This window comes from Methylobacterium sp. UNC378MF (genome assembly GCF_900103195.1).
In the GTDB taxonomy this organism is placed as follows: domain Bacteria; phylum Pseudomonadota; class Alphaproteobacteria; order Rhizobiales; family Beijerinckiaceae; genus Methylobacterium.
In genome coordinates this window covers 93742-116365 of the sequence record NZ_FMWU01000019.1, presented here as the reverse complement: position 1 = coordinate 116365, position 22624 = coordinate 93742, and the positions used below count along the sequence as shown (strand labels likewise).

The 22624-nt window shown below is 69.3% G+C and carries 25 protein-coding genes and 1 tRNA gene; 10 read left to right on the top strand and 16 right to left on the bottom strand.

Translation table 11 applies throughout. The features are described from left to right. Positions 1-37: 37 nt before the first annotated feature. From BLT59_RS20205 to BLT59_RS20195, 3 genes are all read right to left on the bottom strand, one after another. The gene (locus BLT59_RS20205; RefSeq protein ID WP_091784474.1) at positions 38-487 is read right to left on the bottom strand and encodes a hypothetical protein; all 450 of its coding nucleotides are present in this window, start codon (positions 485-487) and stop codon (positions 38-40) included. Between the two features lie 175 nt (positions 488-662). Further along, positions 663-1157: a hypothetical protein gene (locus tag BLT59_RS20200; RefSeq protein ID WP_091784472.1), complete on the bottom strand. Its 495-nt coding sequence runs from the start codon at positions 1155-1157 to the stop codon at positions 663-665. A gap of 104 nt (positions 1158-1261) precedes the next feature. Further along, on the bottom strand, positions 1262-1681 hold the full coding sequence (locus BLT59_RS20195; protein ID WP_210185982.1) for a hypothetical protein: 420 nt from the start codon (positions 1679-1681) through the stop codon (positions 1262-1264). A 1275-nt stretch (positions 1682-2956) separates the two neighbouring features. On the opposite strand from BLT59_RS20195, the gene BLT59_RS20185 reads away from it, so the two are divergent. Then, positions 2957-3958 carry a glycosyltransferase family 2 protein gene (locus tag BLT59_RS20185; RefSeq protein ID WP_175544071.1) on the top strand — a complete coding sequence of 334 codons (1002 nt, stop codon included), beginning with the start codon at positions 2957-2959 and terminating at the stop codon, positions 3956-3958. A gap of 12 nt (positions 3959-3970) precedes the next feature. Further along, a complete protein-coding gene (locus tag BLT59_RS20180; RefSeq protein ID WP_091784462.1) occupies positions 3971-4771 on the top strand; it encodes a hypothetical protein in 801 nt (266 codons plus the stop codon). An 18-nt stretch (positions 4772-4789) separates the two neighbouring features. Here the strand turns inward: BLT59_RS20180 and BLT59_RS31895 are convergent, their stop codons facing one another. Further along, the gene (locus BLT59_RS31895; protein ID WP_244514063.1) at positions 4790-5134 is read right to left on the bottom strand and encodes a hypothetical protein; all 345 of its coding nucleotides are present in this window, start codon (positions 5132-5134) and stop codon (positions 4790-4792) included. A 10-nt stretch (positions 5135-5144) separates the two neighbouring features. Here BLT59_RS31895 and BLT59_RS20170 point away from each other — a divergent pair, with 10 nt between their 5' ends. Next, positions 5145-5408, top strand: coding sequence for an adenine nucleotide alpha hydrolase family protein (locus tag BLT59_RS20170; RefSeq protein ID WP_091784459.1), 264 nt, complete (start codon positions 5145-5147; stop codon positions 5406-5408). Between the two features lie 91 nt (positions 5409-5499). Here the strand turns inward: BLT59_RS20170 and BLT59_RS20165 are convergent. The 4 genes from BLT59_RS20165 to BLT59_RS20150 all read right to left on the bottom strand — a co-directional run bounded on the left by BLT59_RS20165 (position 5500) and on the right by BLT59_RS20150 (position 8233). Continuing rightward, positions 5500-5589: transfer RNA gene (locus tag BLT59_RS20165), tRNA-Ser, on the bottom strand. Between the two features lie 79 nt (positions 5590-5668). Then, complete coding sequence (locus BLT59_RS20160; protein ID WP_091784456.1) at positions 5669-6787, bottom strand: ATP-dependent DNA helicase; 1119 nt, start codon at positions 6785-6787, stop codon at positions 5669-5671. Next, positions 6784-7716 carry an oxygen-dependent coproporphyrinogen oxidase gene (gene hemF / locus BLT59_RS20155; RefSeq protein ID WP_091784453.1) on the bottom strand — a complete coding sequence of 311 codons (933 nt, stop codon included), beginning with the start codon at positions 7714-7716 and terminating at the stop codon, positions 6784-6786. Before hemF ends, BLT59_RS20160 begins: the two co-directional genes overlap by 4 nt. A gap of 103 nt (positions 7717-7819) precedes the next feature. Then, positions 7820-8233 carry a PaaI family thioesterase gene (locus tag BLT59_RS20150; protein ID WP_091784450.1) on the bottom strand — a complete coding sequence of 138 codons (414 nt, stop codon included), beginning with the start codon at positions 8231-8233 and terminating at the stop codon, positions 7820-7822. A 436-nt stretch (positions 8234-8669) separates the two neighbouring features. On the opposite strand from BLT59_RS20150, the gene BLT59_RS20145 reads away from it, so the two are divergent. Further along, the gene (locus tag BLT59_RS20145; protein WP_091784446.1) at positions 8670-9185 is read left to right on the top strand and encodes a Ros/MucR family transcriptional regulator; all 516 of its coding nucleotides are present in this window, start codon (positions 8670-8672) and stop codon (positions 9183-9185) included. Positions 9186-9261: 76 nt separating this feature from the next. On the opposite strand, the gene BLT59_RS20140 is transcribed toward BLT59_RS20145, so the two are convergent. Further along, positions 9262-9444, bottom strand: a complete 183-nt coding sequence (locus BLT59_RS20140; RefSeq protein WP_091784442.1) for a hypothetical protein — start codon at positions 9442-9444, stop codon at positions 9262-9264. A 236-nt stretch (positions 9445-9680) separates the two neighbouring features. Here BLT59_RS20140 and BLT59_RS20135 point away from each other — a divergent pair, with 236 nt between their 5' ends. From BLT59_RS20135 to BLT59_RS20125, 3 genes are all read left to right on the top strand, one after another. Continuing rightward, a complete protein-coding gene (locus tag BLT59_RS20135; RefSeq protein WP_091784439.1) occupies positions 9681-10142 on the top strand; it encodes a GNAT family N-acetyltransferase in 462 nt (153 codons plus the stop codon). A 70-nt stretch (positions 10143-10212) separates the two neighbouring features. Further along, entirely contained in the window at positions 10213-10569 is a 357-nt protein-coding gene (locus BLT59_RS20130; protein WP_091784436.1) for a hypothetical protein, read from the top strand. A gap of 125 nt (positions 10570-10694) precedes the next feature. Then, on the top strand, positions 10695-11825 hold the full coding sequence (locus tag BLT59_RS20125) for a DUF2336 domain-containing protein (protein WP_091784433.1): 1131 nt from the start codon (positions 10695-10697) through the stop codon (positions 11823-11825). Positions 11826-11836: 11 nt separating this feature from the next. Here BLT59_RS20125 and BLT59_RS20120 read toward each other — a convergent pair whose 3' ends face one another. Then, positions 11837-12178, bottom strand: a complete 342-nt coding sequence (locus tag BLT59_RS20120) for a hypothetical protein (RefSeq protein ID WP_091784551.1) — start codon at positions 12176-12178, stop codon at positions 11837-11839. A 268-nt stretch (positions 12179-12446) separates the two neighbouring features. On the opposite strand from BLT59_RS20120, the gene BLT59_RS20115 reads away from it, so the two are divergent. Further along, a complete protein-coding gene (locus BLT59_RS20115; protein ID WP_244514062.1) occupies positions 12447-14324 on the top strand; it encodes a sensor histidine kinase in 1878 nt (625 codons plus the stop codon). 27 nt (positions 14325-14351) lie between these two features. Continuing rightward, positions 14352-15095, top strand: a complete 744-nt coding sequence (locus tag BLT59_RS20110) for a peptidoglycan-binding domain-containing protein (RefSeq protein WP_091784426.1) — start codon at positions 14352-14354, stop codon at positions 15093-15095. 63 nt (positions 15096-15158) lie between these two features. Here BLT59_RS20110 and BLT59_RS20105 read toward each other — a convergent pair whose 3' ends face one another. Further along, positions 15159-15449, bottom strand: a complete 291-nt coding sequence (locus tag BLT59_RS20105; RefSeq protein ID WP_091784423.1) for a hypothetical protein — start codon at positions 15447-15449, stop codon at positions 15159-15161. A gap of 322 nt (positions 15450-15771) precedes the next feature. On the opposite strand from BLT59_RS20105, the gene BLT59_RS20100 reads away from it, so the two are divergent. After that, a complete protein-coding gene (locus tag BLT59_RS20100; RefSeq protein ID WP_091784420.1) occupies positions 15772-16110 on the top strand; it encodes a DUF1491 family protein in 339 nt (112 codons plus the stop codon). Between the two features lie 143 nt (positions 16111-16253). Here BLT59_RS20100 and BLT59_RS20095 read toward each other — a convergent pair whose 3' ends face one another. The 5 genes from BLT59_RS20095 to BLT59_RS20075 all read right to left on the bottom strand — a co-directional run bounded on the left by BLT59_RS20095 (position 16254) and on the right by BLT59_RS20075 (position 22012). Further along, positions 16254-17303 (bottom strand): ketopantoate reductase family protein, encoded by a 1050-nt coding sequence (locus tag BLT59_RS20095; RefSeq protein ID WP_091784417.1) that lies wholly within the window; start codon positions 17301-17303, stop codon positions 16254-16256. A 384-nt stretch (positions 17304-17687) separates the two neighbouring features. After that, positions 17688-18671, bottom strand: a complete 984-nt coding sequence (dgcA, locus tag BLT59_RS20090) for an N-acetyl-D-Glu racemase DgcA (RefSeq protein ID WP_091784414.1) — start codon at positions 18669-18671, stop codon at positions 17688-17690. A gap of 160 nt (positions 18672-18831) precedes the next feature. Next, entirely contained in the window at positions 18832-19845 is a 1014-nt protein-coding gene (gene dgcN / locus BLT59_RS20085) for an N-acetyltransferase DgcN (protein ID WP_091784411.1), read from the bottom strand. A 319-nt stretch (positions 19846-20164) separates the two neighbouring features. After that, on the bottom strand, positions 20165-20716 hold the full coding sequence (locus BLT59_RS20080) for a GNAT family N-acetyltransferase (RefSeq protein ID WP_091784408.1): 552 nt from the start codon (positions 20714-20716) through the stop codon (positions 20165-20167). A 129-nt stretch (positions 20717-20845) separates the two neighbouring features. Beyond that, a complete protein-coding gene (locus BLT59_RS20075) occupies positions 20846-22012 on the bottom strand; it encodes a type III PLP-dependent enzyme (protein ID WP_091784405.1) in 1167 nt (388 codons plus the stop codon). Positions 22013-22624 lie beyond the last annotated feature (612 nt).

The window sequence follows — 22624 nt, the reverse complement described above, 5'->3', positions numbered from 1 at the left end:
TGGCCCTTCCGGCGCGCCCGCATCGCACACGGCTTCATTAATAGTTGGACGGGGGAGCGACTCTGTTTCCGACACCGTCCCCCACGCCGAAATTGCCGTTGCCGTTCGTTTGGTTTCCGTTGCCGTTGTTGGAACCGATGTTGCCATTGCCGTTCCCGTTGCCTGCGCCGCTCCTCAGGCCCGGGCTCGACGAGGCAGCAATCCCGCCGTTGAGAATGGTGAGGCCTTCGGGCGTGGTGGGCGGCGTGCCGAAGTCGGTTGCCCCCGCGTCAGCGAGGGGCTGGAGCATGCCCCAGAACCGGACGAACTGGCCGTGCGGCGGTACGTGGTGAGGGCGCCAGATGGGGCCTGCACTCCACCTCTGGCTATCGATCGGGACGGCGGATGCCGGCGGGATCACGAGCACCTGGGCCGAGAGGGAGGCCGGGAGCAGCGCTACGACGGTGATGTAGGCACCGAGGGCGACACGTCGGAACAAGTCGTTCATGCTGCGAACTCCTTCGATCCTGTTTCCTTGGCGAGGCGCGACCCTCACGTCTCCGACGCAAGTCAGCGAGATGGCATGCGCTGTGTATTACTCTCTCCAGACTGAGATGCCGCTCTTAAAGGTACGATCACCTGTCCAAGAACATCCAGCGACAGGGTCCGGGCGCACGCGGGGATCACCGCCGGAAGACGCTCAGGCTTGGGTTACCGTTGAGGTTGCCGTTCCCAGCGCCAATGTTGCCGTTGCCGTTGCTGCTGCCGCCGTTAAGGTTCCCGTTGCCGGCGCCGACATTCCAGTTCCCGTTCCCTGCGCCAGAATTGTTGTTCCCGTTATAGGCGCCGACGTTGTGCGAACCGTTGTTGGCTCCCGTATTGCCCATCCCGTTGAATGCGCCCACGTTGCCGGTCCCGCCGTTAAAGGCCCCGATGTTGTTCGAGCCGCTGTTGAAGGCACCCATGTTGCCGTTCACGATCGGCATGCCAGTGCCGTTGCCGTTGCCGGTGCCATTTCCTGAGCCCGAGTTCGAATTGCCGTTGTTGTTCCCATTCATGGAACCAATATTCCCGTTGCCGTTTCCGACTCCGTTGCCGATGGCGAAGATCTGAGCCTGCGCCTGTGGAGGAACCGCAAGCAATGTACCGAGGAAGAAGGCTATGAGGAGAGATTTCACCGCAATGCTCCCTGGTTCCGACGGCCTCGCGTGAGGACGATCCCGAACGCAGTGCCGACGGCCGCACACCGGGCGACCGTCGCATTCGTTCTTGGCCCGCGCGCTTAAGGTAGGTTGCGGTTGCCGTTGAGGTTGCCGTTGAAGCTGCCGAAGTTGTTGACGCCGTTGAGGTTGCCGTTGGCGACCCCGAGGACATTGCGGTTGCCGTTGAGGTTGCCGTTGGCGTTCCCGGTGTTGATGTTGCCGTTGCCGTTGCCGTTGCCAACGCCGAAGATGTTGCCGTTGCCGTTCAGGTTGCCGTTACCGGATCCCGCGTTGCCGTTGCCGTTGGCGTTGCCGTTCAGAAAGCCGATGTTGAAGTTGCCGTTGCCGTTGCCGTTCAGCGACCCGGCATTGGCATTGCCGTTGCCGTTACCGTTGCCCGAGCCGATGTTGCCGTTGCCGTTGCCGTTACCGTTGCCGCCGGCCAGCGCCATCGAGGGCGCGCCAGCAAGGGCAAGGACGGCGACAGCCGAGAGCAGCATTGTCCTCATCGCGTTCCTCCTGATTGATGCTTACCCAAGCCCCTTCTAGCGGGCCGGGCGATGTAGTCCGTCGCCCAGGTCGAGCAACGCGATCAGGGTGCTGATTTGAGCAGAATACGGATAGTTATCATTTCGATCTAGCCTATTAAGACTACCTCGTTTGACGTAAGATACCATTCATGGACGCGATACGCCCCAATTTTATTTTGCAATGCAATATGATGCCAATCACCTATAGTGTTTATTTGAATTTTCGTTGAAGCAATGGCGGTATGAAGTACTTTCCGTGAGCCGGAAGAGCGCAACGATCATTGACAACCGATGTCGTTGACAAGCGGCATTGTGATTTCGACTGTGGGCCGGCCCTCTACGATGGTCAACGGAAGCGCTATAAGCCGGCCTCATGCGAACAGCACGACCGAGCTCGAGTCATGTGCTTCCGCACTGCCGCACCATCGCAACGCCACACGAAGCTTTTCAGTTGTCCGGCCAGCATATTGCCGGCGAATTGAACTCGGGTCCTGCGATGAGAGGGGGCCGTGCGTCGCAGCTCAGCGATTGCGCGCGTTCCCGAATCAGCCGGAGGCGAGTGGATTAACGCGCTGCGATGCACACGTACGTCGTGCGACTCGAGACTGCTCAGGTCGCGCGGGCGGTCTTCCCGAATCGGACCTCAATCATGCGCCTGTACCACCAGCTGGCCCGGAGCTGCCGGACGGCCGAGGGTGCCCGCCATCGGGATGCGCTGACGGCCGCCGGCATGACCGGCATGGGTCGAGGCTGTGTCAAAACGCGGGGGTATTGAGAAGTCGTAGAGCAAACGTCTGCGCATCAGCCGCCAGAGATCTCCAGAGCGACTGGCCGGTGGCAACACGAAGCCCCTGAGGCCGATGTCACGCTTCTTCGAGAGACCAATTTTCGACGGCCGCCGATAGCATTCGCGCTTTGACACAGCCGCGGTCGCAAGCTGCGCGTCCGCTTTTCCGACAGACCTGCTCCGAAGCGGACAGGCCGCTTTCGGCCAGCTTCTGCCGTTGAGGCTGCGATCGGCCTGGCTAAGCGGCCTGTTCAAGGGCCTGCTTTGGGCCAGATCGGGCTTCCGGCTGCATCGTTCACAGAATGTGGAGAGGAGGCGAGCGACGGAAAGGCGCTCGAGCGCGCCCCCTCCTCGTTCGTACAGCGGCGAAGGTCGTCAGACGACCTCGGCCGGAACGTTCGTTTCGCTCCCCGGATTGCCCGTCAAGGCGAGCCGAGAGCGCGAGGTCCCCCGGATTCATGACGGTACCTGCACCCCCAACACAGTCGGCGAAGCCCTGTCGTATTCTCCTCGTCGCGACCATGCGAAACGAGGGCCCGTACATACCAGAGTGGCTCACCTACCACCGTGCGATCGGGTTTACGGATATCGTCATCTGCACGAACGACTGCATCGACGGTTCGCCGGCACTCCTCGACCGCCTTCAGACGCTCGGTCTGCTCACCCATCTGCCCCATACCGTTGCGCCAGGAGACAAGCCCCAACTCGCCGCCTATGCCCGCGCCGAGACGCTGCCCATCCTGACGGAGGCAGATTGGGTCATGGTGCTCGATGCCGACGAGTTCCTCAACATTCATGTCGGCCAGCGGCGCGTGACAGACCTGATCACGGCCGTTCCCGGGAGCACCGCCATTCTCGTCAACTGGCGCGTATTCGGCAGTTCCGGCCACCGCACATGGTCTCGGGACTTCGTGACGGAGCGGTTCAGCAGGGCAGCGCCTCTGGAACACGGTGTCAATCGACCCTACAAGACGCTCTTCACGAAAACGGAAGTTTACGGCTGCAAGCTGCTACCGCATCAGCCACGCTTTCCGCGCTCGGACGCACGCGACACACTTCGCTATGTGAACGGAGCAGGTGCTACGCTACCCGCCTACTTCTACGACGAGTCGCACGGAGACTTTCTGCAATCCGAGCCGGGGACGGTCTCCTGGGAGCTCGCTCAGGTCAACCACTACAACACGCGTTCTTGGGAGGACTACGTCGTCAAACACCGACGAGGCGGCGGTCTGAACATCAGGTGGTCGCGCGAGGCGAACTGGCCTGTCTTCGACCGGAACGAGGAGGAAGACCTCAGCATCGCAGTCGGGCTGCCGGCAGTCAGGGCCAGCTACGATAAGCTCATGATGGATGAAGGCGTCCGAACCCTCTACGAGCAATGTTGCCGCCTCTACGCCACGCATGTCCGGGCGCTTACGCGCGATGTCGCCGCAGCTCAATGCGGCCCAGGGCCATTCTGAGGGCAGCGGATCGTGGCGGAACCTTTCACCTTCGGTATACCGCTGATCGCGCGTGACACTGCGACGGACTGGCCGCTCGTTGAGGCGCTGCTCGGCCTGACCCTCAGGTCAGCCGCGGCCCAGACGGATCCGGCCTTCCGTGTCGTCATCGCTGGACATGACCAGCCAGCCATCGCGCCTCTAGATCGCCGGGTTACCTTTATCGCCGCCGATTGGCCGGTCGAGGCCGTCCGTGCTGACAATCTCGACAGCGGGCGCAAGAAGCACCTAATAGCGCAGCGTACTCTGGCGGAAGGCGGTGGTCTGCTGATGTTCCTCGACGGCGACGACTGGGTCGACCGTCGGCTCGTCGAGGCGGCACGGACCGTGATCCCGGCTGGGGCACTGGGCGGGTACATCGCCGACGGCTTCATTGCCGACATCCGAGGGCACCGGGCGATCCGCCTGCCGGACGAGCGCATCTTTGACGGAAGCTTCCAGCGTCTCTGCGGTTCGAGTGTCGTCGCGCGGCTTGTCCCCGAAGCGCCCGATGCGCTGCAGCGCGATCCCCATGCCGTCCTGCACGAGCACTATCGCTGGCCGGAGACCGCGCAGGAGCACGGCGGAGCGGCTGTCCCGCTCCCTGTGTCCGGCGCCTACGTCGTGAATAGTTCCGTGAACCACTCGGAGGTTCACGGCCCCTTCAGTTCCTGGCGCCGCAGCTTGAGCAAGGCGGTTGGGGAAGCCGGCTTTCCAATGGATGATGATTTTCTGTGTGATTTTGGGCTGACATCACACGAGGTCGCTCAAGCTGTCGGATGTCATCTGCGGTGATTGTCGGTGCAGATCGGTTCAGCCACGAACTCGCTCCGGCCCTGGTCGGCTCGCGGCCACGAGCGAAACTTCGTTTTCGACCGAAAAGCGGCCCTTTCGCCTCGCGCCCAACAGACCAGATCTTGTTATTGAACACTGTGAGGAAGTCCGATCAGCCGGCCGGGCCGCGGCGCGACGGACCGTCGAGCGCGCGGCCTCGATCGTCACCGTGGCGGCGCCGAGCAGCCGCGGCTCCGCCGGTCTGTTCAGGGCGTGGCGGGCGATGCCCGCCGCTAGGTCGTCGACCTCGACCGCGATGGCGTCCAGACGGTCCCGCTCGGTCTCTCGCCGGGCGGTCGAGCGGAGTGCGAGCAGGCGCGCCACGGCAGTCCAGGTGCTGCGGGTAGCCGAGGACGGGTCTGAGGTCGAGGACGTGACGCGCTACCTCGCGCCCCACGACGTGAATGCGACGACGCGGCAAGTCGCAGTCTCGGCTTCGACCGCCGCCGAGGACCTGCAGAGAGCGGCGGTCGACGCAGATGCGAACCTGATCGTGAGCGGCGCCTTCGGTTACAGCCGCCTGCGCGAGTGGTTCTTCGGCGGAATCGCGCGCGACCTGCTCGCCGAGGCGGCGGCCTGCTGTCTGATGAGCCACTGACCGGAGGAGGCCGGCTTCCCATGCGCCGGTGGGGCGAATGGTGCGGCAAACGTCAAATCAGACGAAAAAAACGTGATAAATCAACGGTAACTGGCGGAGAGGGGGGGATTCGAACCCCCGATGCCCTTGCAGGCATGCCGCATTTCGAGTGCGGTGCATTCAACCGCTCTGCCACCTCTCCGCGAGGTGCCTCGATGAGACGGGCGGTGCCTAGCACGCGCGGCCCGGCTTCACAAGCGACGTCACGCGCCTCGGCCGGCTCAGACCACCACGGTGATCGCCTGCGCCGCGCGGGTGAGGCCGGTGTAGAGCCAGCGCGCCCGGTGCTCGCGGAACGCGTAGGATTCGTCGAACAAGGTCACCCGGTCCCATTGCGACCCCTGCGCCTTGTGCACCGTCAGCGCGTAGCCGTAGGTGAACTCATCCGTCTCGCGCCGCAGGAACAGCGGGATCTCCTCGTCCGTGCCGGAGATCATCGCGCGCAGCACCTTGATGTCGGTGGGTTTCCGGCGCAGCCCCGGGTCGTCCTCCGGCACCACGTCGAGGCGGATCAGGTCCGGCCGCGGCGGCGCGCGCAGCGCCTGGACCGTCCAGGTCGAGCCGTTGAGCAGGCCCTTCACCCGGTCGTTGCGCAGGCAGACCAGCTTCTCGCCGATCGCCGGCATCGGATCCGTGTGGCCGGCCAGTTCCCGGAGCCGGGCGTTGTAGAGGCGGCGCGTCTTGTTGAGGCCGACCAGCACCTGGTCGCATTCGAGCACCTCGGCCGGATCCAGGGCGCGGCGCGACACGACCCGGCTCTGCCCGTATCGGCCGAGGTCCAGCCGGCCACCCTCGCGGATCGTCATCGCCATGCGGACGATCGGGTCGTCCTTGGCCTGCCGGTGAACCTCCGTGAGCATCACGTCGGGCTCGGCCTCGGTGAAGAAGCCGCCGCCGCGCACCGGCGGCAGCTGGGCCGGGTCGCCCAGGACGAGCACCGGCCGCTCGAAGGACAGGAGATCGTTGCCGAGGTCGGAATCGACCATCGAGCACTCGTCGATGATGATGAGATCCGCCTTGGCGGCCGGGCCCGACCGGTTCAGCGTGAAGGTCGGGCCGCCCTCCTCCGCCTCCTTGGTGCGGTAGATCAGCGAGTGGATCGTCGCGGCGTCGTAGCAGCCCTTCTGGCGCATCACCGAGGCCGCCTTGCCGGTGAAGGCCCCGTAGACCACCGTGCCGTCGACATCCTCGGCGATCCGGCGCGCGAGGGTGGTCTTGCCGGTTCCGGCATAGCCGAACAGCCGGAACACCTGAGATCCCCCCTCCCGCCGCCACGCGGCGATCGCCTTCAGCGCTGCGTCCTGCTGCGGGGCGTAGGCGGCCGGCAGACCCGCACTCACGGCCAGCGCACGGTCGGCGGCATCGAGGACAGGATCGAGGCGACGTTGCCGCCGGTCTTCAGGCCGAAGATCGTGCCCCGGTCGTAGAGCAGGTTGAACTCGACGTAGCGGCCGCGCCGCACCTGCTGCTCGTGGCGGTCCGCCTCGGTCCACGGCGTGGCGACGTTGTCGCGCACGATCTTCGGATAGGCCTCGAGGAAGGCCCGACCGACGTCACGCGTGAAGGCGAGGTCGGCCTGCGGATCCCCGCTCCAGCGATAATCGTAGAAGATCCCGCCGATGCCGCGCGGCTCGTTCCGGTGCTTGAGGTGGAAATACTCGTCGCACCACGCCTTGTAGCCGGCGTGATCGATGCCGTGCGCCGTGCAGGCCCGCTCCAGGCAGGCGTGGAAGTGCCGGCTGTCCGGATCGTCCTGGTTGCGGCGCCGCTCGAGCACCGGGGTCAGGTCGGCCCCGCCGCCGAACCAGGCCCGCGTCGTCGCGACGAACCGGGTGTTCATGTGCACCGTCGGCACGTGCGGATTCCACGGATGGGCGATCAGCGAGATGCCGGTGGCGAAGAAGCGCGGGTCCTCGGCGGCGCCGGGCATCTGGGCCCGGAATTCCGGCGCGAACTCGCCGTGCACCGTCGAGATGTGCACCCCCGCCTTCTCGAAGACGCGGCCGCGCAGCATCGCCATGACGCCGCCGCCGCCGGGCCGGCCGGTATGGTCGGTCCGGTTCCATGGGGTCTTCTCGAACGTTCCGGGGCCCTCGGGCGCGTCGGGATGGAACGGGCCCGCGGCCTCCGCCTCCAGGGCCTCGAAGGCCGCGAGGATGCGGTCACGCAGCGTCTCGAACCACGCGGCGGCCTCGGACTTCATGGCCGTCACGTCGGCCTCTGAGGGAGGCGCAACCAGGGCTGCGCGCGCATCATCCGGCTTCGTCATGACACAGGCTTTTCCACCCTGCCGGTCGCACGTCAATGCAAACGCGCCCCCCGCACGAGCGCGCAGGGCTCCGGCGCCGTCATTCACGCCGGCGGCGCGCCGTCTAGGCCGTCGCCGACCGCTCGCCGACGGGCTTGAGCAGCCCCGTGGCGGTCGCCACCAGATCCCCGGCCGCATCGCGGATCTCGGCCTCGCAGAAGATCACCGACCGGCCCGCCCGGGTGACCTGACCCTCCGCAATCAGGACGCCGCGCCCGGGCGTGAGGAAGCGGGTCTGCATGTCGAGCGTCACCACGGGGCGCCCCGCCCGCAGCCGGGCCGCCGTTCCGAGGGCGACGTCGAGCAGGGTGCAGAGCGCGCCGCCATGGGCGATGCCGAGATTGTTGGAATGCTCCGGCCGCAGGGCGAGGCGCAGGCGCGTCCGGCCCGCGCGCACGTCGAGGGCCTCGATCCCGCAGTAATCCACGAACGGGATGGCGGCGCCGAAGACGGTGCCCGGTTCCGATTGCTGGTCCACGTCGATCGCCCCGGATCCCGCCCCGTCCGAAACCTTATGGCCCGGACGCGGCCGAGGCCAGGACCGGACCGCTGCAGATCAGGTGACAGTCCGGTCGAAACGTTCGTTCCGCCTGGACGGACTGACGGCACGTCGCAACGGGCCGCGGCGTGAAGTTCCGGGCGTCTCATCAGACCCGAGACCGATCTTCGCAGAGGAAGCCGGCGCCGTGATCGCGGCAGAAGGCATAACCGGCCCCTTCCGCACGCCCCGGTCTCATCCAACCTCGCCTCCGGCGTGTCGGTTTGCTCGACGGTCGATTTCAGCTGGACCGACGGCTTCAACAATATGCGTGTTCACGACCGGGGCATTGTGTAGGGAAATGCTCGACGACGACTTGATTTTGCTGCACAGACGTTAGAACCGTCACACCACGGTCGGATAGAGGGAATCATCGATGGACGACAACGCGACTGAGCAGCAGCAGACCTTTATCGAGCAGGCATCGGACATCGTCTCGGCCTATGTCTCGAACAATTCCGTGCCCATCAGCGAGCTGCCCGGTCTGCTCGCCGGCGTTCACGCGGCGCTGACGAAGCTCTCCGCGCCCGCCGCGACGGTCACCGAGACGGCCGACAAGCCGACCCCGGCCCAGATCCGCAAGTCGGTGACGCCGGACGCGCTGATCTCCTTCATCGACGGCAAGCCGTACAAGACGCTGAAGCGTCATCTGTCGCGCAACGGCCTGACGATCGAGCAGTATCGCGAGCGCTTCGGGCTGCCGCGCGACTATCCGTCGACGGCCGCGAGCTACTCGGCTCAGCGCTCGGAACTCGCCCGCAGCCTCGGCCTCGGTCAGCAGCGCCGCAAATCCGCCGCCCCGGCGCCGGCGCCGGTGCCGGAGCCCGTCGAGGAGGTGGCCGAGAAGCCGAAGCGCGCGAGCCGCCCCCGCAAGGCCAAAGAGACGGCCTGAGATCGGCCTGAGCCCGGCACGGGCACGGGCCGGGCTCCTGGATCCCGGCCGGCGTGCAGCCCGCGCGCCGGCCGGATCACGCGAAATCGGCGAGATCGTCGGCGACGTCGCCGGCGGCGATCTCCGTCTCGGCCTTGTGCCGCTCGACCGGATCCGCTTTCCCGTTCGGCTCAGGCTGCGACACCGTCCGCCCGGTCTCCGGCGGCGGCGGCACGCCTGCCTCCGCATCGTCGGATTGATCCGTCACCCGACCCGCCATTCTGCCGCTCCCTGATCTTCGACAGACAAGCAAAGCCCCAGGTTGCGAGCGCGTTCCGGCCCGGAAACCTTGCGGGCGACTTCGCCGAATGGGGATCCCGAGCGGCCCATCGGCATTTGCGACTCCGCCGCACCCTTTACCCACGGCCCGGATGCCGCCCCTGCGAGCCGCGCCCGGAGGCGACGGATCGCGCTGCGACGCGTTGAACGCCCGGGCAGGCCGATCGGGAGCGGGATTTGAGCAATCGCTACGGGCTGGAGATCCGCGCCGCCGCCGGCGCGGACGCAGCCGGGCTCGCGGCCCTGCTGGGCGAGACGGGGATCGCGGTCGGTGCCGCGGATCTCGCAGCCCGGCTCGAGGCCCTGCAGCGGGACGGCGGCACCGCCCTCGTCGCGGTGGAATGGGGACCGCCGAGCGGCCTCATCACCGTCGCCCCCATCCGGACCCTCGAGGCGCCGCGGCCCTTCGGCCTGATCACCAGCCTCGCGGTCGCGGCCGAGTCCCGTCGGCGGGGCATCGGCCGGGTGCTGCTGAAGGCTGCCGGCCGGGCGGCACGGCAGGCGGGCTGCGACCGGCTTCTCCTGGCCGCGGGGCCCGACCAGGCGGCCCTGCGCGCCTTCTGTGCCGCGGCGGGCTTCAGCGACCAAGGGCAGATGCTCGCACGGCCGCTGCTGAAGCGCGGGGCCGGGGAGAGCTGAGATCCGCGACATCCTGGCCGCAGCCGACCGGGCCGCCCGGGCGTTGACTCCGTAGACTGGAGCCCCGCCGATGACGTTGCGATCCGAGACCCCGCCGCCGCCCGGGAACCTGCCCTGCGATCCGCCGCCGGATTCCGAGGCGCCGACCACCGCCCAGCTCAAGGGCGACATCGACAGCGGCCGCACCGCCGACAAGACCCCGCATATGGATATCGGCGCGGCCCCGCTCGGGACCTGCGAGGAGGCCGGCGGGACGCCGCCGACATCCCAGGAGGTCCGGATCGCCCGGCAGAACGAGCGGGCGCCCTCGGAGCGGGCCGCGAAGGGATACGTGCACCAGCGGCAGCCCTGGGTGCTGCCGCTCTATATCGGCTTCATCGTCGCGGCGGCGGTGGGACTTGGCCTCATGCTCTGGCTGACGCGCTGAGGCCTGGCCCGGATGCGGGCCACCATGATGCAGGACGGCACGGCCGTGGCGGAGGCGGTTTAAAGGTCGATTCACGTCGATGCGGTTAGCGTGACCTTACTGCAGTCTTGCGTAACCGATCCTCCATGCCCTCATCCGTCGATGCTCCGCCGGACCTGTCCGGGCTCCTCGAACTGTCACGCATCGAGAATCTCGATCTCAAGCCGGTGATCCTCCGGGTTCAGACGGATCTGTTCGTCCGGGCCGCAGCCCGGGACAGAACCGAGATCGAGATCTTCGAATCCCTGGCCTGCGGCCTGATCCCGACGGTGGATGAGGAGACGGCCCGGGTGGTGGCCCGCAAGCTGGCCCCCTGCCCAGAGACGCCGCCGGCGGTTCTGGAGGCGCTGGCGCGGCGCGGCGGCGAGGCCCGCGACGCCGTGGTGGAACTGGCCCCGACCCTGAGCCATCGCCTGATCGAGGCGGCCCTGGCCGAGGGGTCGGATATCGCCGCCCGCATCGCGGCCCGGGCCGGGCTGAGCCGCGAGGCGGTGGACGAACTCTCCCGCGAGGGCCGCCCCGAGATCGACCGCGCGCTGGCGGCCAATCTCGGCCATACCCTGCGGGGGGCAGCCCTGGCGCGGCTCGTAAACCGCGGCCGCAGCGCCCCCGACCTCGCCCGGCTCCTCCTGGTCCGGCCCGACGTCTCGGCCGCCGACCTCGTGCCCCTGTACCTGCACGCCGATCCGATGCGCCGCACGGTGATCGGCCGGACCGTCGAGGCGACCGCAGCCCTGCGCCCCTGTCCGCCGCCGCCCCGCGGCCTCGGCGAGACCCTGACCGGCCTGTCCGCCACCCGCGACGTGCCGGCCTTCATGGCGTCCCTGGCCGACGGCCTCGGCCTGCCGCGCGATTTCCTGACCGTGGTGGCCGATCCGAGCGCGCGCTACGACCTGCTGACCCTCGGCCTGCGGGCCGCCGGCCTGCACGAGGAGGAGGCGGTCTACATCTTCCTGACCCTCAATCAGGGGGTGGCCCGCTCGGCCGAGCGGGTGGCCGACCTCGTGCGGCTGTTCCGCACCGTGAGCCGGCCGGCATCCCGGGACCTGATCGCCGCGATCCTCGACCGGCCGCTCGCCGAGCGCGGGCGCAGCGAGGCCCACCAGCCCCTTCACGGCCCGGAAGCCAAGCTGCGCCAGGGCGCCGAGCGCGTCGCCGCGCAGCGGCCGCCCCTGCCGGCGCGGGCGAGGGCGTCGGGCGGAGGGGAGCCGGCCTGACCGGCGGGCCGTCAGCGGGGTTCGAGGCGCGGACCAGGCTGCGGATCGGCCTGCGGATCGGCACCCCGCCAAGCGGGTTGCCGGTCGGTCTCCTGGAGGGTGTCGTTCGAGGGCACCGGCTCAGCGGCGCGGCGGCTCAGCTCCGCCATCAGGCCGCGGGCCAGGACGGCGCGCACCGCCCGCTCGCGGGTTTCGGGCGGCACGGCGTCGAGGGCGGCCGGCAGCGCCGCCTGGGCGCTCGGCACCGCGCCGGCAAGTCTTCGAGCTTCGGCGGCCGGATCCGCACCGGTGCGCAGCAGGGCGAAGTAGGAGAGCACGCCGATCACCAGCGCGGCGCGCAGCAAAACGGTCATGGGACGGTTCCTCCGCTCCAGGTCGAACGGAAGCATTCGACGGATTTCGTGAACCGGGCCTCTACCGAGCCGAGCTTTCCGGCGCGATGGTGAACGAAGCTTGTTCGCGATCGGTTGGTTACCTCGCGGAAAGCATCCCGATCATTCGGACAAGATCCGCAACACTCGTTTAAGCCGGCTCTGCGACCGTCCGGAAGTCGTTCGAAGTCGAACTGGAGGCGCGACGGATGCGGGAACGCATTCTGCGCGGCGCGTGCCAACCTTGACCATGAAGACTGTCCTGACGTCGTTGATCGACGACCGGCTCGCAGGTCTCGTCCACGAATCCGTGGCCGACAATCCGGCTGCCCGCGCGCGCCACCAGCGCTTCCTGGTGTCGCGTCTGGCGACCGGCGCGGTCATGATGGCCGGGCTGCCGCCCTACCTGCTCTGGCGCGGGGTACCGTCGGGCTTCGAGGTCCTGGCGATCGCGAGCCTGCTGCTGCCGGTCTTCGCCGCCGTCCTGCTCGCCCGCACCGGATCCCTCTGGGTCGCCCACGCGGTCTCCTCGGCGGGCCTGACGGGGCTCGTCGTCGCCCTGGCGGGCGTCACCGGCGGTGCCGCCTCGCCCGCCGCGGTCTGGCTGGTGGCGATCCCCCTGGAAGCGCTGGTCTCCGGCTCGCTCCGCGCGACGATCGCGGCCTCCGTCATAGCGATCCTCGGCGTGCTGGCCGTGGTGGCCCTCGGCGCCTGGGCCGATTCCCTGCCGGTCATGGACATCTCGGCCGCCTACGCCCTGCCGGCCTTCGCGATCACGGCGATCGGCCATGTCGCCGCCCAGGCTCTCGAGCACATGCGCAACGAGGGCGTCTGGCGCGAGCGGCTGCGCGACAACGAGGCCCGCGATCGGCTTCTGCTCTCGGCGATCGACGACCTCGTGACCTGGCACGACCGCAACGGCCGGGTGCTGGAAGCCTCCGTCTCGGCCATGCGCCTGCTGGGCAGCGATCCGGTCCGGCTGCGCGGCCACGGGCTGCTGGAGCGGGTCCACGTGGCCGATCGGCCGGCCTTCCTCAAGGCGGTGAGCGACGTGGCCGCGACCGGCCGGCCCGCGACCCTGCCGCTGCGCCTGCATGTCGAGTCCGCAACCGGGCGCGCCGACGGCGCGAGCCTGATCCACGCCGAGATGCGCGCCCACCGGATCGAGCACGGGCCGCACGATGCCGCCATGGCGGTGGTGGCGGTCACCCGCGACATGACCGAGCACCACCGGCACGCCGTGGAGCTGGAACGCGCCCGCGCCGAGGCCGAGCGGGCCGACGCGATCAAGGGCCGGTTCCTGGCCAACGTCACCCACGAGCTGCGCACGCCGCTCAACGCGATCATCGGCTTCTCCGAGGTTCTGTCGGGCGAAGGCGCCGTCAGCCTCGGCCCGGATCAGGCGCGGGAATATGCCGGGATCATCGGCGCCTCCGGCCACCACCTGCTCGGCGTCGTGAACACGCTGCTCGACATGAGCCGGATCCAGAGCGGCAACTTCGACTGCGCGCCGGAATCCTTCGACATCGCGGGCCTGCTCCAGGCCTGCTGCGACCTGATGCGCCTGAAGGCCGACGCCGCCGGAATCGTCCTCACCGCCGCCCCGTCGGGGCCGGTGGAGATCACGGCCGATCCCGCCGCCTGCCGGCAGGTCCTGATCAACCTCATCTCGAACGCCGTGAAGTTCACCCCGCGCGGCGGCCGGGTCGACCTGTCCCTGCGCCGCGGCGCGGGCAGCCTGGACATCGTCGTGGCCGATACCGGCCTCGGCATCGGTGCGGACGACCTGCCCAAGCTCGGCACGCCGTTCTTCCAGGCCGGGAGCGGCGACTACAAGCGCCAGCACGAGGGGACCGGCCTCGGCCTGTCGGTGGTGCAGGGCCTGGTCGGCCTGCATGGCGGCACTCTCCTGATCGAGAGCGCGCCGCAGGCCGGGACCGTCGTGACCGTCACCCTGCCCCTCGTCTGCCGGGCTCCCTCGCTTGCCCATGGCCCGGCGCCGATCCGCACCGCCGTGCGGGGCGCCCCGACACAGCGCCGGGTGGTGCGCCTGCCGCTCGGCCTGTTCGACGCGGAGCCGGGCACCGCCTCGGCCCCGGCCGACCCGGTCCTGCGCCGCACCGGCTGATCCGCAGATCCCCCGGAAGGAGATAGGATGTCAGGCTACCGCGAGATCACCGTACCGGGCGAACCCGGCCGCGCGCGCGCTCCCGGGCCGCGCCGCGCCACCGTCCAGGGCGATTGGCGCGCCGTCCTCGTCGGCGCGCTGAAGGCGACGGGAGCCACCTGCCGGACCAGCCCGGGCACCGTTCTCGGCAGCCTCGTCGCCGTGGCGGCTGCGGGCTTCGTCTGCGTCAACGCCCTCGGTTACCAGTCCGGACGCCATCCGGCGCCGATCCTGCCGAAGCTCGCCCAGAAGGCACCTGCCCCGCGGGAGGCGGTTCCGGCCGCCAAGGAGCCCGTCCGGGACGCGGGGCGGGATCCGGTTCGCGTCATCGAGGCCGACCGCGCCGCCGCGCCGCCCCCCGCCAAGCCGGCGGCCCGGGACGCGATCGGCGAGCTGATCCGGTCGGAGGAGACCACCGCCTCGGTCACCCCGCGAGCGTCGCCGGTCCGGGCGGCGGCCAAGCCCGCTGCGAAGGAGACGAAGGACGCCAAGGTGGCCAAGTCCGAGACGGCTAAGCCCGAGACGGCCAAGTCCGAGACGGACCGCGATCCGGTGCTGCGGGTGCAGAAAGCCCTGTCGAAGCTCGGCTACGCGGTGAAGCCCGACGGCGCGATGGGCCCGGGCACGCGCGCGGCGATCGAGAAGTTCGAGCGCAGTGCCAAGCTGCCGGTGACCGGAGAGGCGACGGGCCGGACCCTGCGCGAGTTGATCGCCCGGGCGGGCCACGGCTAGCGCGATCGGGCGGCCCCCGCGCGGGCGCGGGGGCCGATCATGGGGCGTTCGGAGGCGCAGCCCTCAATATTGCGTGCCGGTGAACCGGCAGATCGTCTTGCAGCGCGGACCGCCATTGGCCTGCCAGGACTTCGCGTGGCCGATCGATCCGGTCATGTCCTGCGTGGGATTACCGCCGGGCCGATGCACGACGATGTTGCAGCGATCCTGCGGCGTGCGCTGGTAGCGCGGGCAAGACGCGGAGTCGCGGTTGTCCAGTAAATTCATGAGCGTCTCCGAACGGGCGTGGGCCGACGGCGCAACACCGCACAGGCAGGCGACGACCAGCGTCGCGAGCGAGGTCATTCTCCACATCGGAGTGCTCCTTAAATCATCGTGACATGCGAATTCGGGCGCCCTTTGCTCAGTTAATCAGCAGGAAATACTATAGATGTGCGCCAACACACATCGTTCAGTTCTTTTTTAATCCCGAAAAATACTGATTTTTTCGGCGGAATATTCTGCGCCTGGAACCGTTGCGGCTTCAGGGAGCCGTGCGGCGCGCCCGAGGTTGCTCGAACGGGCGCTTTCGCGCATGGCGGATGCAGCACCGCTCTGGACCCCGGGGTTCAGGATCCGACCGCCGTATCGGACCGCCCATCCTGCGGCGCGCCGATCTTCACAGGGCCACAGACGCATGCGCCTGCGCTCCGATTTCTGGGTTTCGGCCCATCTGCGGCGCCTGGACGTCGCGGGCATCCCGGCCGTGCTGCGCCGGCGCGGATCCGCGGAGGCGGGCGCGATTTTCGTGAAGGTCGATCGGCTCGACGGCAGCGCCGACCTCTACGGACCGGCGCCGCAGGCCCTGTTCGAGGCCGAGGAGAGCGGTGACCGCCGCTTCGCCGCGATCGTCACCGGCGGCAGCCCGCTCGACGTGGAGGAGCGCCTGACCAAGGAGATCCGGTTCGATTCCGATCTCTGGATCATCGAGATCGACGACCGGCAGGGGCGGCACTTCCTGGATCTGGCGGAGTAGGACGGCTCGCAGGCCGTCTCTGCAAGCGGAGCGAAGCGATCGAGAAGCGCCAGGCCGACTGACGGCGCGCCGTTCCGGGTCACGGCGCTACGCTCGTGCTGACGGCGCGACGCCGCGCGGCGTCGCGCCCGAGGACGCGCCCGTTAGCCCTCGATGATGCGCTCGTCGAGCTTCCGGTCGACGGTCTCGACGGTGCGGTCGATCTCGGCGTTCGGCTCGCCGAGCTGGTGCGAGATCAGCTTCACCAGCAGGTCAACGCGCTCGATGTAGGGCGCCCCGTTCGCCACGGCGCGCGCCGCAGAGGACGGCTTCAGCAGGCTCTCGGCGGCCTTGGCGTATTTCTCGAACGGTACCTGATCGGCGGGATCCGCACCGAGCTTCCGGGCGATCCCATCGACATGGTCGTAGATCGCCCGCGAGCGCGCCAGATCGCCGTGGACGGCGTCGTGGATCGATTGCGGCTCGCCCGGGGTGATGCAGCGGTAATTGCCGGTGAGCAGCATCGACCATTTGGCGAGCGGCACGAACAGCGAGTCGAACACCTTGAGCTTCACCGGCACGTCGTGCCCGTCGAGGCGCACGGCGTCGATATCGGCCTCCAGCTCGCGGAGAAGCGTGTTGTGCGCCTCGTCCTCGAAGGTCGCGGCCTTGAAGTTCGTCGGCAGGCCGACGTGGAGGACATTGGCCTCCTCCTCGGGCGGCCGGAAGGCCTGCGGATCGGGGGAGCAGAGCGACACCAGGCCCGGCTCGAACCGGTCCCACACGCCGGCATTGGTGTAGGCGTCCTCGAGGTCCATGGCGGCGAGCGCCGGGATCCGCTTGAGGTAGGGCAGCGGCGGCATGTTCATGATCGACAGGCACGGCAGCTTCGCCGCCGCGATCTTGATCATGAGGACGCGGATCGTGTGGTTGTTGTATTGCGGCTCCTGCATGGCGAGGCCGACGAGGTCGTAGCGCGACACGTCGACGTCCTCCGGCGGCATCGCGTCGACCTTGCCGGGCAGGTCGCGCGAGTGGATCGCGCGGTGTTCCTTCTCGTCGCGCAGCTTGATGCGGACCTCGGTCCCTTCGCGGTTGATCAGGTCGGCGGTCTTCCTGCGGCAGACCAGGGTCACGTTGTGACCGGCCATCAGGAGCTTGGTTCCGAGCAGCGAGCCGTAGGAGGCCCCCAGGATCAGGATGTTTCTGGCCACGTCGTTCCTCCCCAGCATTGAAGACTGCTGTGTGTTGTCTGGCTGCTGGGAACAGCGCGTCTCCGCCGCGGCCCCCATCGCACCCGCGATGGATGGCAGCCGGGCGGGCGGAACGCAAGCCTTCTGGTATACCTAATCCCAAACCCTTTGTGATGCCCCGGCGGTGACAGCCGGGGCGATCCCTATCCTCGCACCCGGGGATCTCCACAGGGCGGGGCACCGCCTTCCGGCCAGCGACCGGCCATGCCGCCGTCATCCCGGGGCTGCAGAGAGGAGCCCGGATGACGACGTGGCGGAGCGGGTGAAAAGCTTCGGAGGCGCGGCTTAGGACGCGGCCATCGACCCCGTCCTAAGCCGACCGGGAACGGCGCGAGCTTATCTGCCCTACCCCCACAGCTCCGGCGTGGGCGGGTGCATGAGGCTGCCTTCGTAGCGGAGCGGGGGGTCGCGGTCGCGGGCCAGCAGCAGCGGCCCGTCGAGATCCACGAAATCGGCTCCCTCGGCCAGAAGCGCCGCGGGTGCCATGCCGAGCGAGGTGCCGAGCATGCAGCCGACCATGACCGAGAGCCCCCGCGCCCGCGCCTCGCGAGCGAGGAGCACCGCCTCGGTCAGGCCGCCGGTCTTGTCGAGCTTGATGTTGATCGCGTCGTAGCGCCCGGCGAGCGCGTCGAGCCCGGCGCGGTCGTGCAGGCTCTCGTCGGCGCAGACCGGCACCGGATGCGCGATTTCGGCGAGCAGGGAATCGGCATCGGCCGGCAGTGGCTGCTCGATCAGCGCGACGCCGGCCTTCAGGCAGGCGGCGAGATTGGCCTCCACGTTTTCCGGCCGCCACGCCTCGTTGGCATCGACGATCAGCCGGGATTTGGGGGCACCTTCCCGCACGGCGGCGATGCGCTCCGGGTCCCCACCCCCGCCGAGCTTGACCTTGAGCAGCGGCCGGTGCGCCGCCGTGCGGGCGGCCGCGCCCATGCTCTCGGGTGTGCCGAGGCTCAGCGTGTAGGCGGTGATGGCCGGACGCGGCGCCGGCAAGCCGGCGATCGCCCAGGCGGGGCGGCCCTGGAGCTTCGCCTCAAGGTCGAACAGCGCGCAGTCGAGGGCGTTGCGCGCCGCGCCGGCCTTCATGCGCGCCATCAGCGCGTCCCGGTCGATCCCGGAAGCGATCGCCTCCGCCTGCACCTCGATCAGGGCGCTGACGCTCTCGACGCTCTCGCCGTAGCGCGGATAGGGCACGCACTCGCCGCGCCCGATCCGGTCCCCGTCGGTGATCGTCGCCACCACCACGGCGATCTCCGTGCGGCTGCCGCGGGAGATCGTGAAGGCCCCCGCGATCGGGAAGCGCTCGACGGCGAGGGTCAGACGGCGGGCCATGGCGTCGGGTTTCCCGGTTGGAGCCTTCGGTCGATGCAGTCCGCGCCGTCATCGCGAGCGAAGCGACCCGGTGATGCGCGGCGCTGGAGCCCGTGGCGCTACCCTGGATCGCCTCGCTGTGCTCGCAAAGACGGTGTCGGAGCCAGCGCAGGCAGCGGTATCAGATCGCCGGGAAGTCGGCGACGATCCGGTCGACCAGCCCGTCGACGCCGAAGCGCACCGGGTCGGTGGCGGGGAGGTCGTGCTCGGACGCGAGTGTCTCGAGGAGCGCCCGGGCCTCCCCCTCGGCGAGCGCCTGGGTGTTGACCGCGATGCCCACCGGCTTGATCGCCGGGTTGGTCAGGCTGCCGAGCTGCACGGTGAGGTCGATGACCTGCCGGATGGTCGGCAGGGGGTGCTTCACGCCGCGCATCGTGGTGCGGGTCGGCTCATGGCAGACCACGAAGGCGTCGGCCTGCGCGCCGTGCAGCAGGCCGAGGCTCACGCCGGCGAAGGACGGGTGGTAGAGCGAGCCCTGACCCTCGATCAGATCCCAGTGGTTCGGGGCGGCCTCCGGCGAGATCGTCTCGACGGCCCCGGAGATGAAGTCGGCCACGACGGCGTCGATGGCGACGCCCTTGCCGGAGATGAATACGCCGGTTTGGCCGGTGGCGCAGAAATCCGCGTCGAGGCCGCGCTCGCGCATGCCGCGCTCCAGGGCCAGCACGGTGTACTTCTTGCCGACCGAGCAATCGGTCCCGACGGTGAGCAGGCGCCGCCCCGCCCGCTTGGTACCCTTGCCCGTGGGGAAGCGCTCGTCGGTGTGGCGGACATCGTGGAGCTGGCGGCCGCGCCGGGCGGCGGCCTCCGCGATGGCCGGCACCGCGCCGAGCTTGACGTGCAGGCCGCTCGCCACGTCGAGACCCGCCTCGATCGCCGCGACGATCTCCTTGACCCAATGGTCCGGCAGCACGCCGCCGGCATTGACGACGCCGATCACCAGGGTCCGGCAGCCCTTCGCCAGGGCCTCGGGCAGGGTCATGTCGGGGATGCCGAGATCGGCGGCACAGCCCGGCAGGCGCATCTGACCGACGCACCATTCGGGGCGCCAGTCCTTGATCCCGTAGGCGGTCTTGGCCGCCAGCGTGTCGGGCACGTCGCCCAGGAACATCAGGTAGGGCGTGGCGATCTGCATCGGTCGAACAACCTTCTCCGGAGGCCGGCGCCCCGTCTATGCGGGATCGCGGGCGCCCGGCGCAATGCATGAGGCCGGCCAGGGCCGTGGACGCGGCCATCGACGGGCGCATGCCGGGGCTGCGCCATCCGGGGCGGGCGCCCGTCCAACCCTCTCCCTCGTCCCGAGGCGCCGGAGCGCGGCGGAGGCCCCGGAGGAGGCCTCCAGGGATCGCGCGCCTGGCGGGAGGGCTCCTTCGAGGCCCGCTCACGCGGGCACCTCAGGATGAGGTCGCGTTTGGGAGAGCCGATCTGACCCCGGCGGCGCGTGGCGTCCGCGCTCAGGCGGCGCGTCGTCGCGCGACCTGGGCCTCGTTCGCCACCGCCTCGACCGGCGACAGCACGCCGGTCGCCCGGACCAGCCCCTCGGCCCCCGCCAGGGCGCCCGCGCGCAGTTCCAGCCCGAGGAAGCGCGCGCGCTCGAACGGGCCCGGCAGGGTCAGGCCCTCCGCGAGCGCCCGGTCGAAGCCGAAGCGGGCATAGTAGGGCGCGTCGCCGACCAGCAGCACGGCGCCGTGGCCCAGCGATTCGGCCCGGCCGAGGGCCGCCTGCATCATCACCGAGCCGAGCCCCTGCCCCTGGATCGCCGGATCGACCGCGAGCGGGCCGAGCAGCAGCGCCGGCCGGGCGAGCCCGGCCTCGACGTGCCACAGCCGCAGGGTGCCGACGAGCCGCCCGGCGCGCATCGCCGCGAAGGCGAGGCCGCGGGCCGGCAGACGGCCCTCGCGCAGGCGCTCCGAGGTCTTGGCGCGTCGGTTGCCGGGAAAGCACGCGTCGAGCAGGCGCTCGCGCGCCGGGACGTCGTGGCAATGCTCCGCGCGGATCTCGATCATGGCTGTGCCCTCCCCGGGCCGGAAAGCGGGAGAAGCGACGGTGTGACGGACGGTCGAGCGCCTTCCGTCAGTGCGGCAGCGGGAGATCAGTCCCGGCAGCCGAGGGCTGCCGGGATCTTCTGCAGCAGGTCAGATGACGATCTGCTGAAGGGGCGGGAAGCCGTTGAAGGCCACCGCCGCGTAGGTCGTGGTGTAGGCGCCCGCGCCCTCGATCAGCACCTTGTCGCCGATCGAGAGCGAGACCGGCAGCGGGTAGAGCTGCCGCTCGTAGAGCACGTCCACCGAGTCGCAGGTCGGACCGGCGATGACGCAGGGCTCGGTCGCGTCCCCGTCCCGCGCGGTGCGGATCGGGTAGCGGATCGCCTCGTCCATGGTCTCGGCCAGGCCGCCGAACTTGCCGATGTCGAGATAGACCCATCGGACCTCGTCGGCTTCGGCGGACTTCTTCGAGACCAGCACGACCTCGGCCTCGATCAGGCCGGCATTGCCGACCATGCCGCGGCCCGGCTCGATGATCGTCTCGGGGATCTGGTTGCCGAAATGCTTGGTCAGGCCCCGGAAGATCGCCTCGCCGTAGCTCTCCACGCCCGGCACCGCCTTGAGGTACTTGGTCGGGAAGCCGCCGCCGAGATTGACCATCGACAGGCCGATGCCGCGCTCCGCGCACTCGCGGAAGATCGCCGCCGCCGAGCCGAGCGCCCCGTCCCAGGCCTCGGTGTTGCCCTGCTGCGAGCCGACGTGGAACGAGATCCCGTAGGCCTCGAGCCCCTGGCGATGGGCGTGTTCCAGCACGTCCGCGGCCATCTCGGGCACGCAGCCGAACTTGCGCGAGAGTGGCCAGTCGGCGCCCGCGCCGTCGCACAGGATGCGGCAGAACACCCGCACCTCGCCGGCCGGCACGCCCAGCGCGTCGGTGGCCCGGGCGATCTTCTCGACCTCGGCCTGGCAGTCGACCGCGAACAGGCGGATGCCGAGCTTCAGGGCGCGGCCGATGCAGCGCTCCTTCTTGATGGTGTTGCCGTAGGAGATCCGGTCGGCGGTGGCGCCGGCGGCCAGCACCATCTCCATCTCGGCGACCGAGGCGGTGTCGAAGCAGGAGCCCATCTCGGCGAGCAGGCGCAGCACCTCGGGGGCCGGGTTCGCCTTCACGGCATAGAACACCCGGGTGTCCGGCAGGGACCGCGCGAAGGCGGTGTAGTTGTCGCGCACGACGTCGAGATCGAGGACCATCACGGGGCCTTCGTCCTGACCGAGGTCGCGGCGCACGCGCAGGAAGTCACGGATGCGGTCGGTCATGGTCGTCTCCCGGCACGGGTTCGCGAGCGCCCTTACGCGGGGCGCGCTGTCGAAGATGACGGCCCGAACGGGCCGCCGGCGTCAGGGGGCGATGCGTCGCGCGGACCCACGCGCTTTGGAGACGCGTGCATCAGTGCGGGCGCAGAGCACCCGGAAGCTGCCGTGGATTGGAAGGGAGGACCCCCACCGCACGCCGGGCAAAGAGAAACAAGCCTCTTCGGTGCCGGCCTGTGGAGGGCCGACGAGACCAAAAAAGCCCGTTCGTCGTTGCTTTAAGCTGCGTCCCCCGTGGAGAGCGGGGTTCGCCGGTTTCGCCTCCGGCTGCCGGTTGTTGTCGGGGTCCGGTGTTGCCACCTGGATGCCGGCCGTAGGGATCCACCCTTGCGACCATCGATCCTTTAAGACCCCTGGCGGCTGTCCGGCAGTTGACCGGATGCCCACCAACCGACACGCGGCCACAGGCACGTGCGAAATTGGGCAGGGCGCATATACGGAGACGAGCCCCGCGCGGCAAGGGGAAGAGGCTCCGCAACGCCCGCTTTTCCGCCCGGAATTCACACCCTGCGCGGCCCGTTGCAAAAACGCCGCATCTCGCTGGCGCCGATCCGGCCG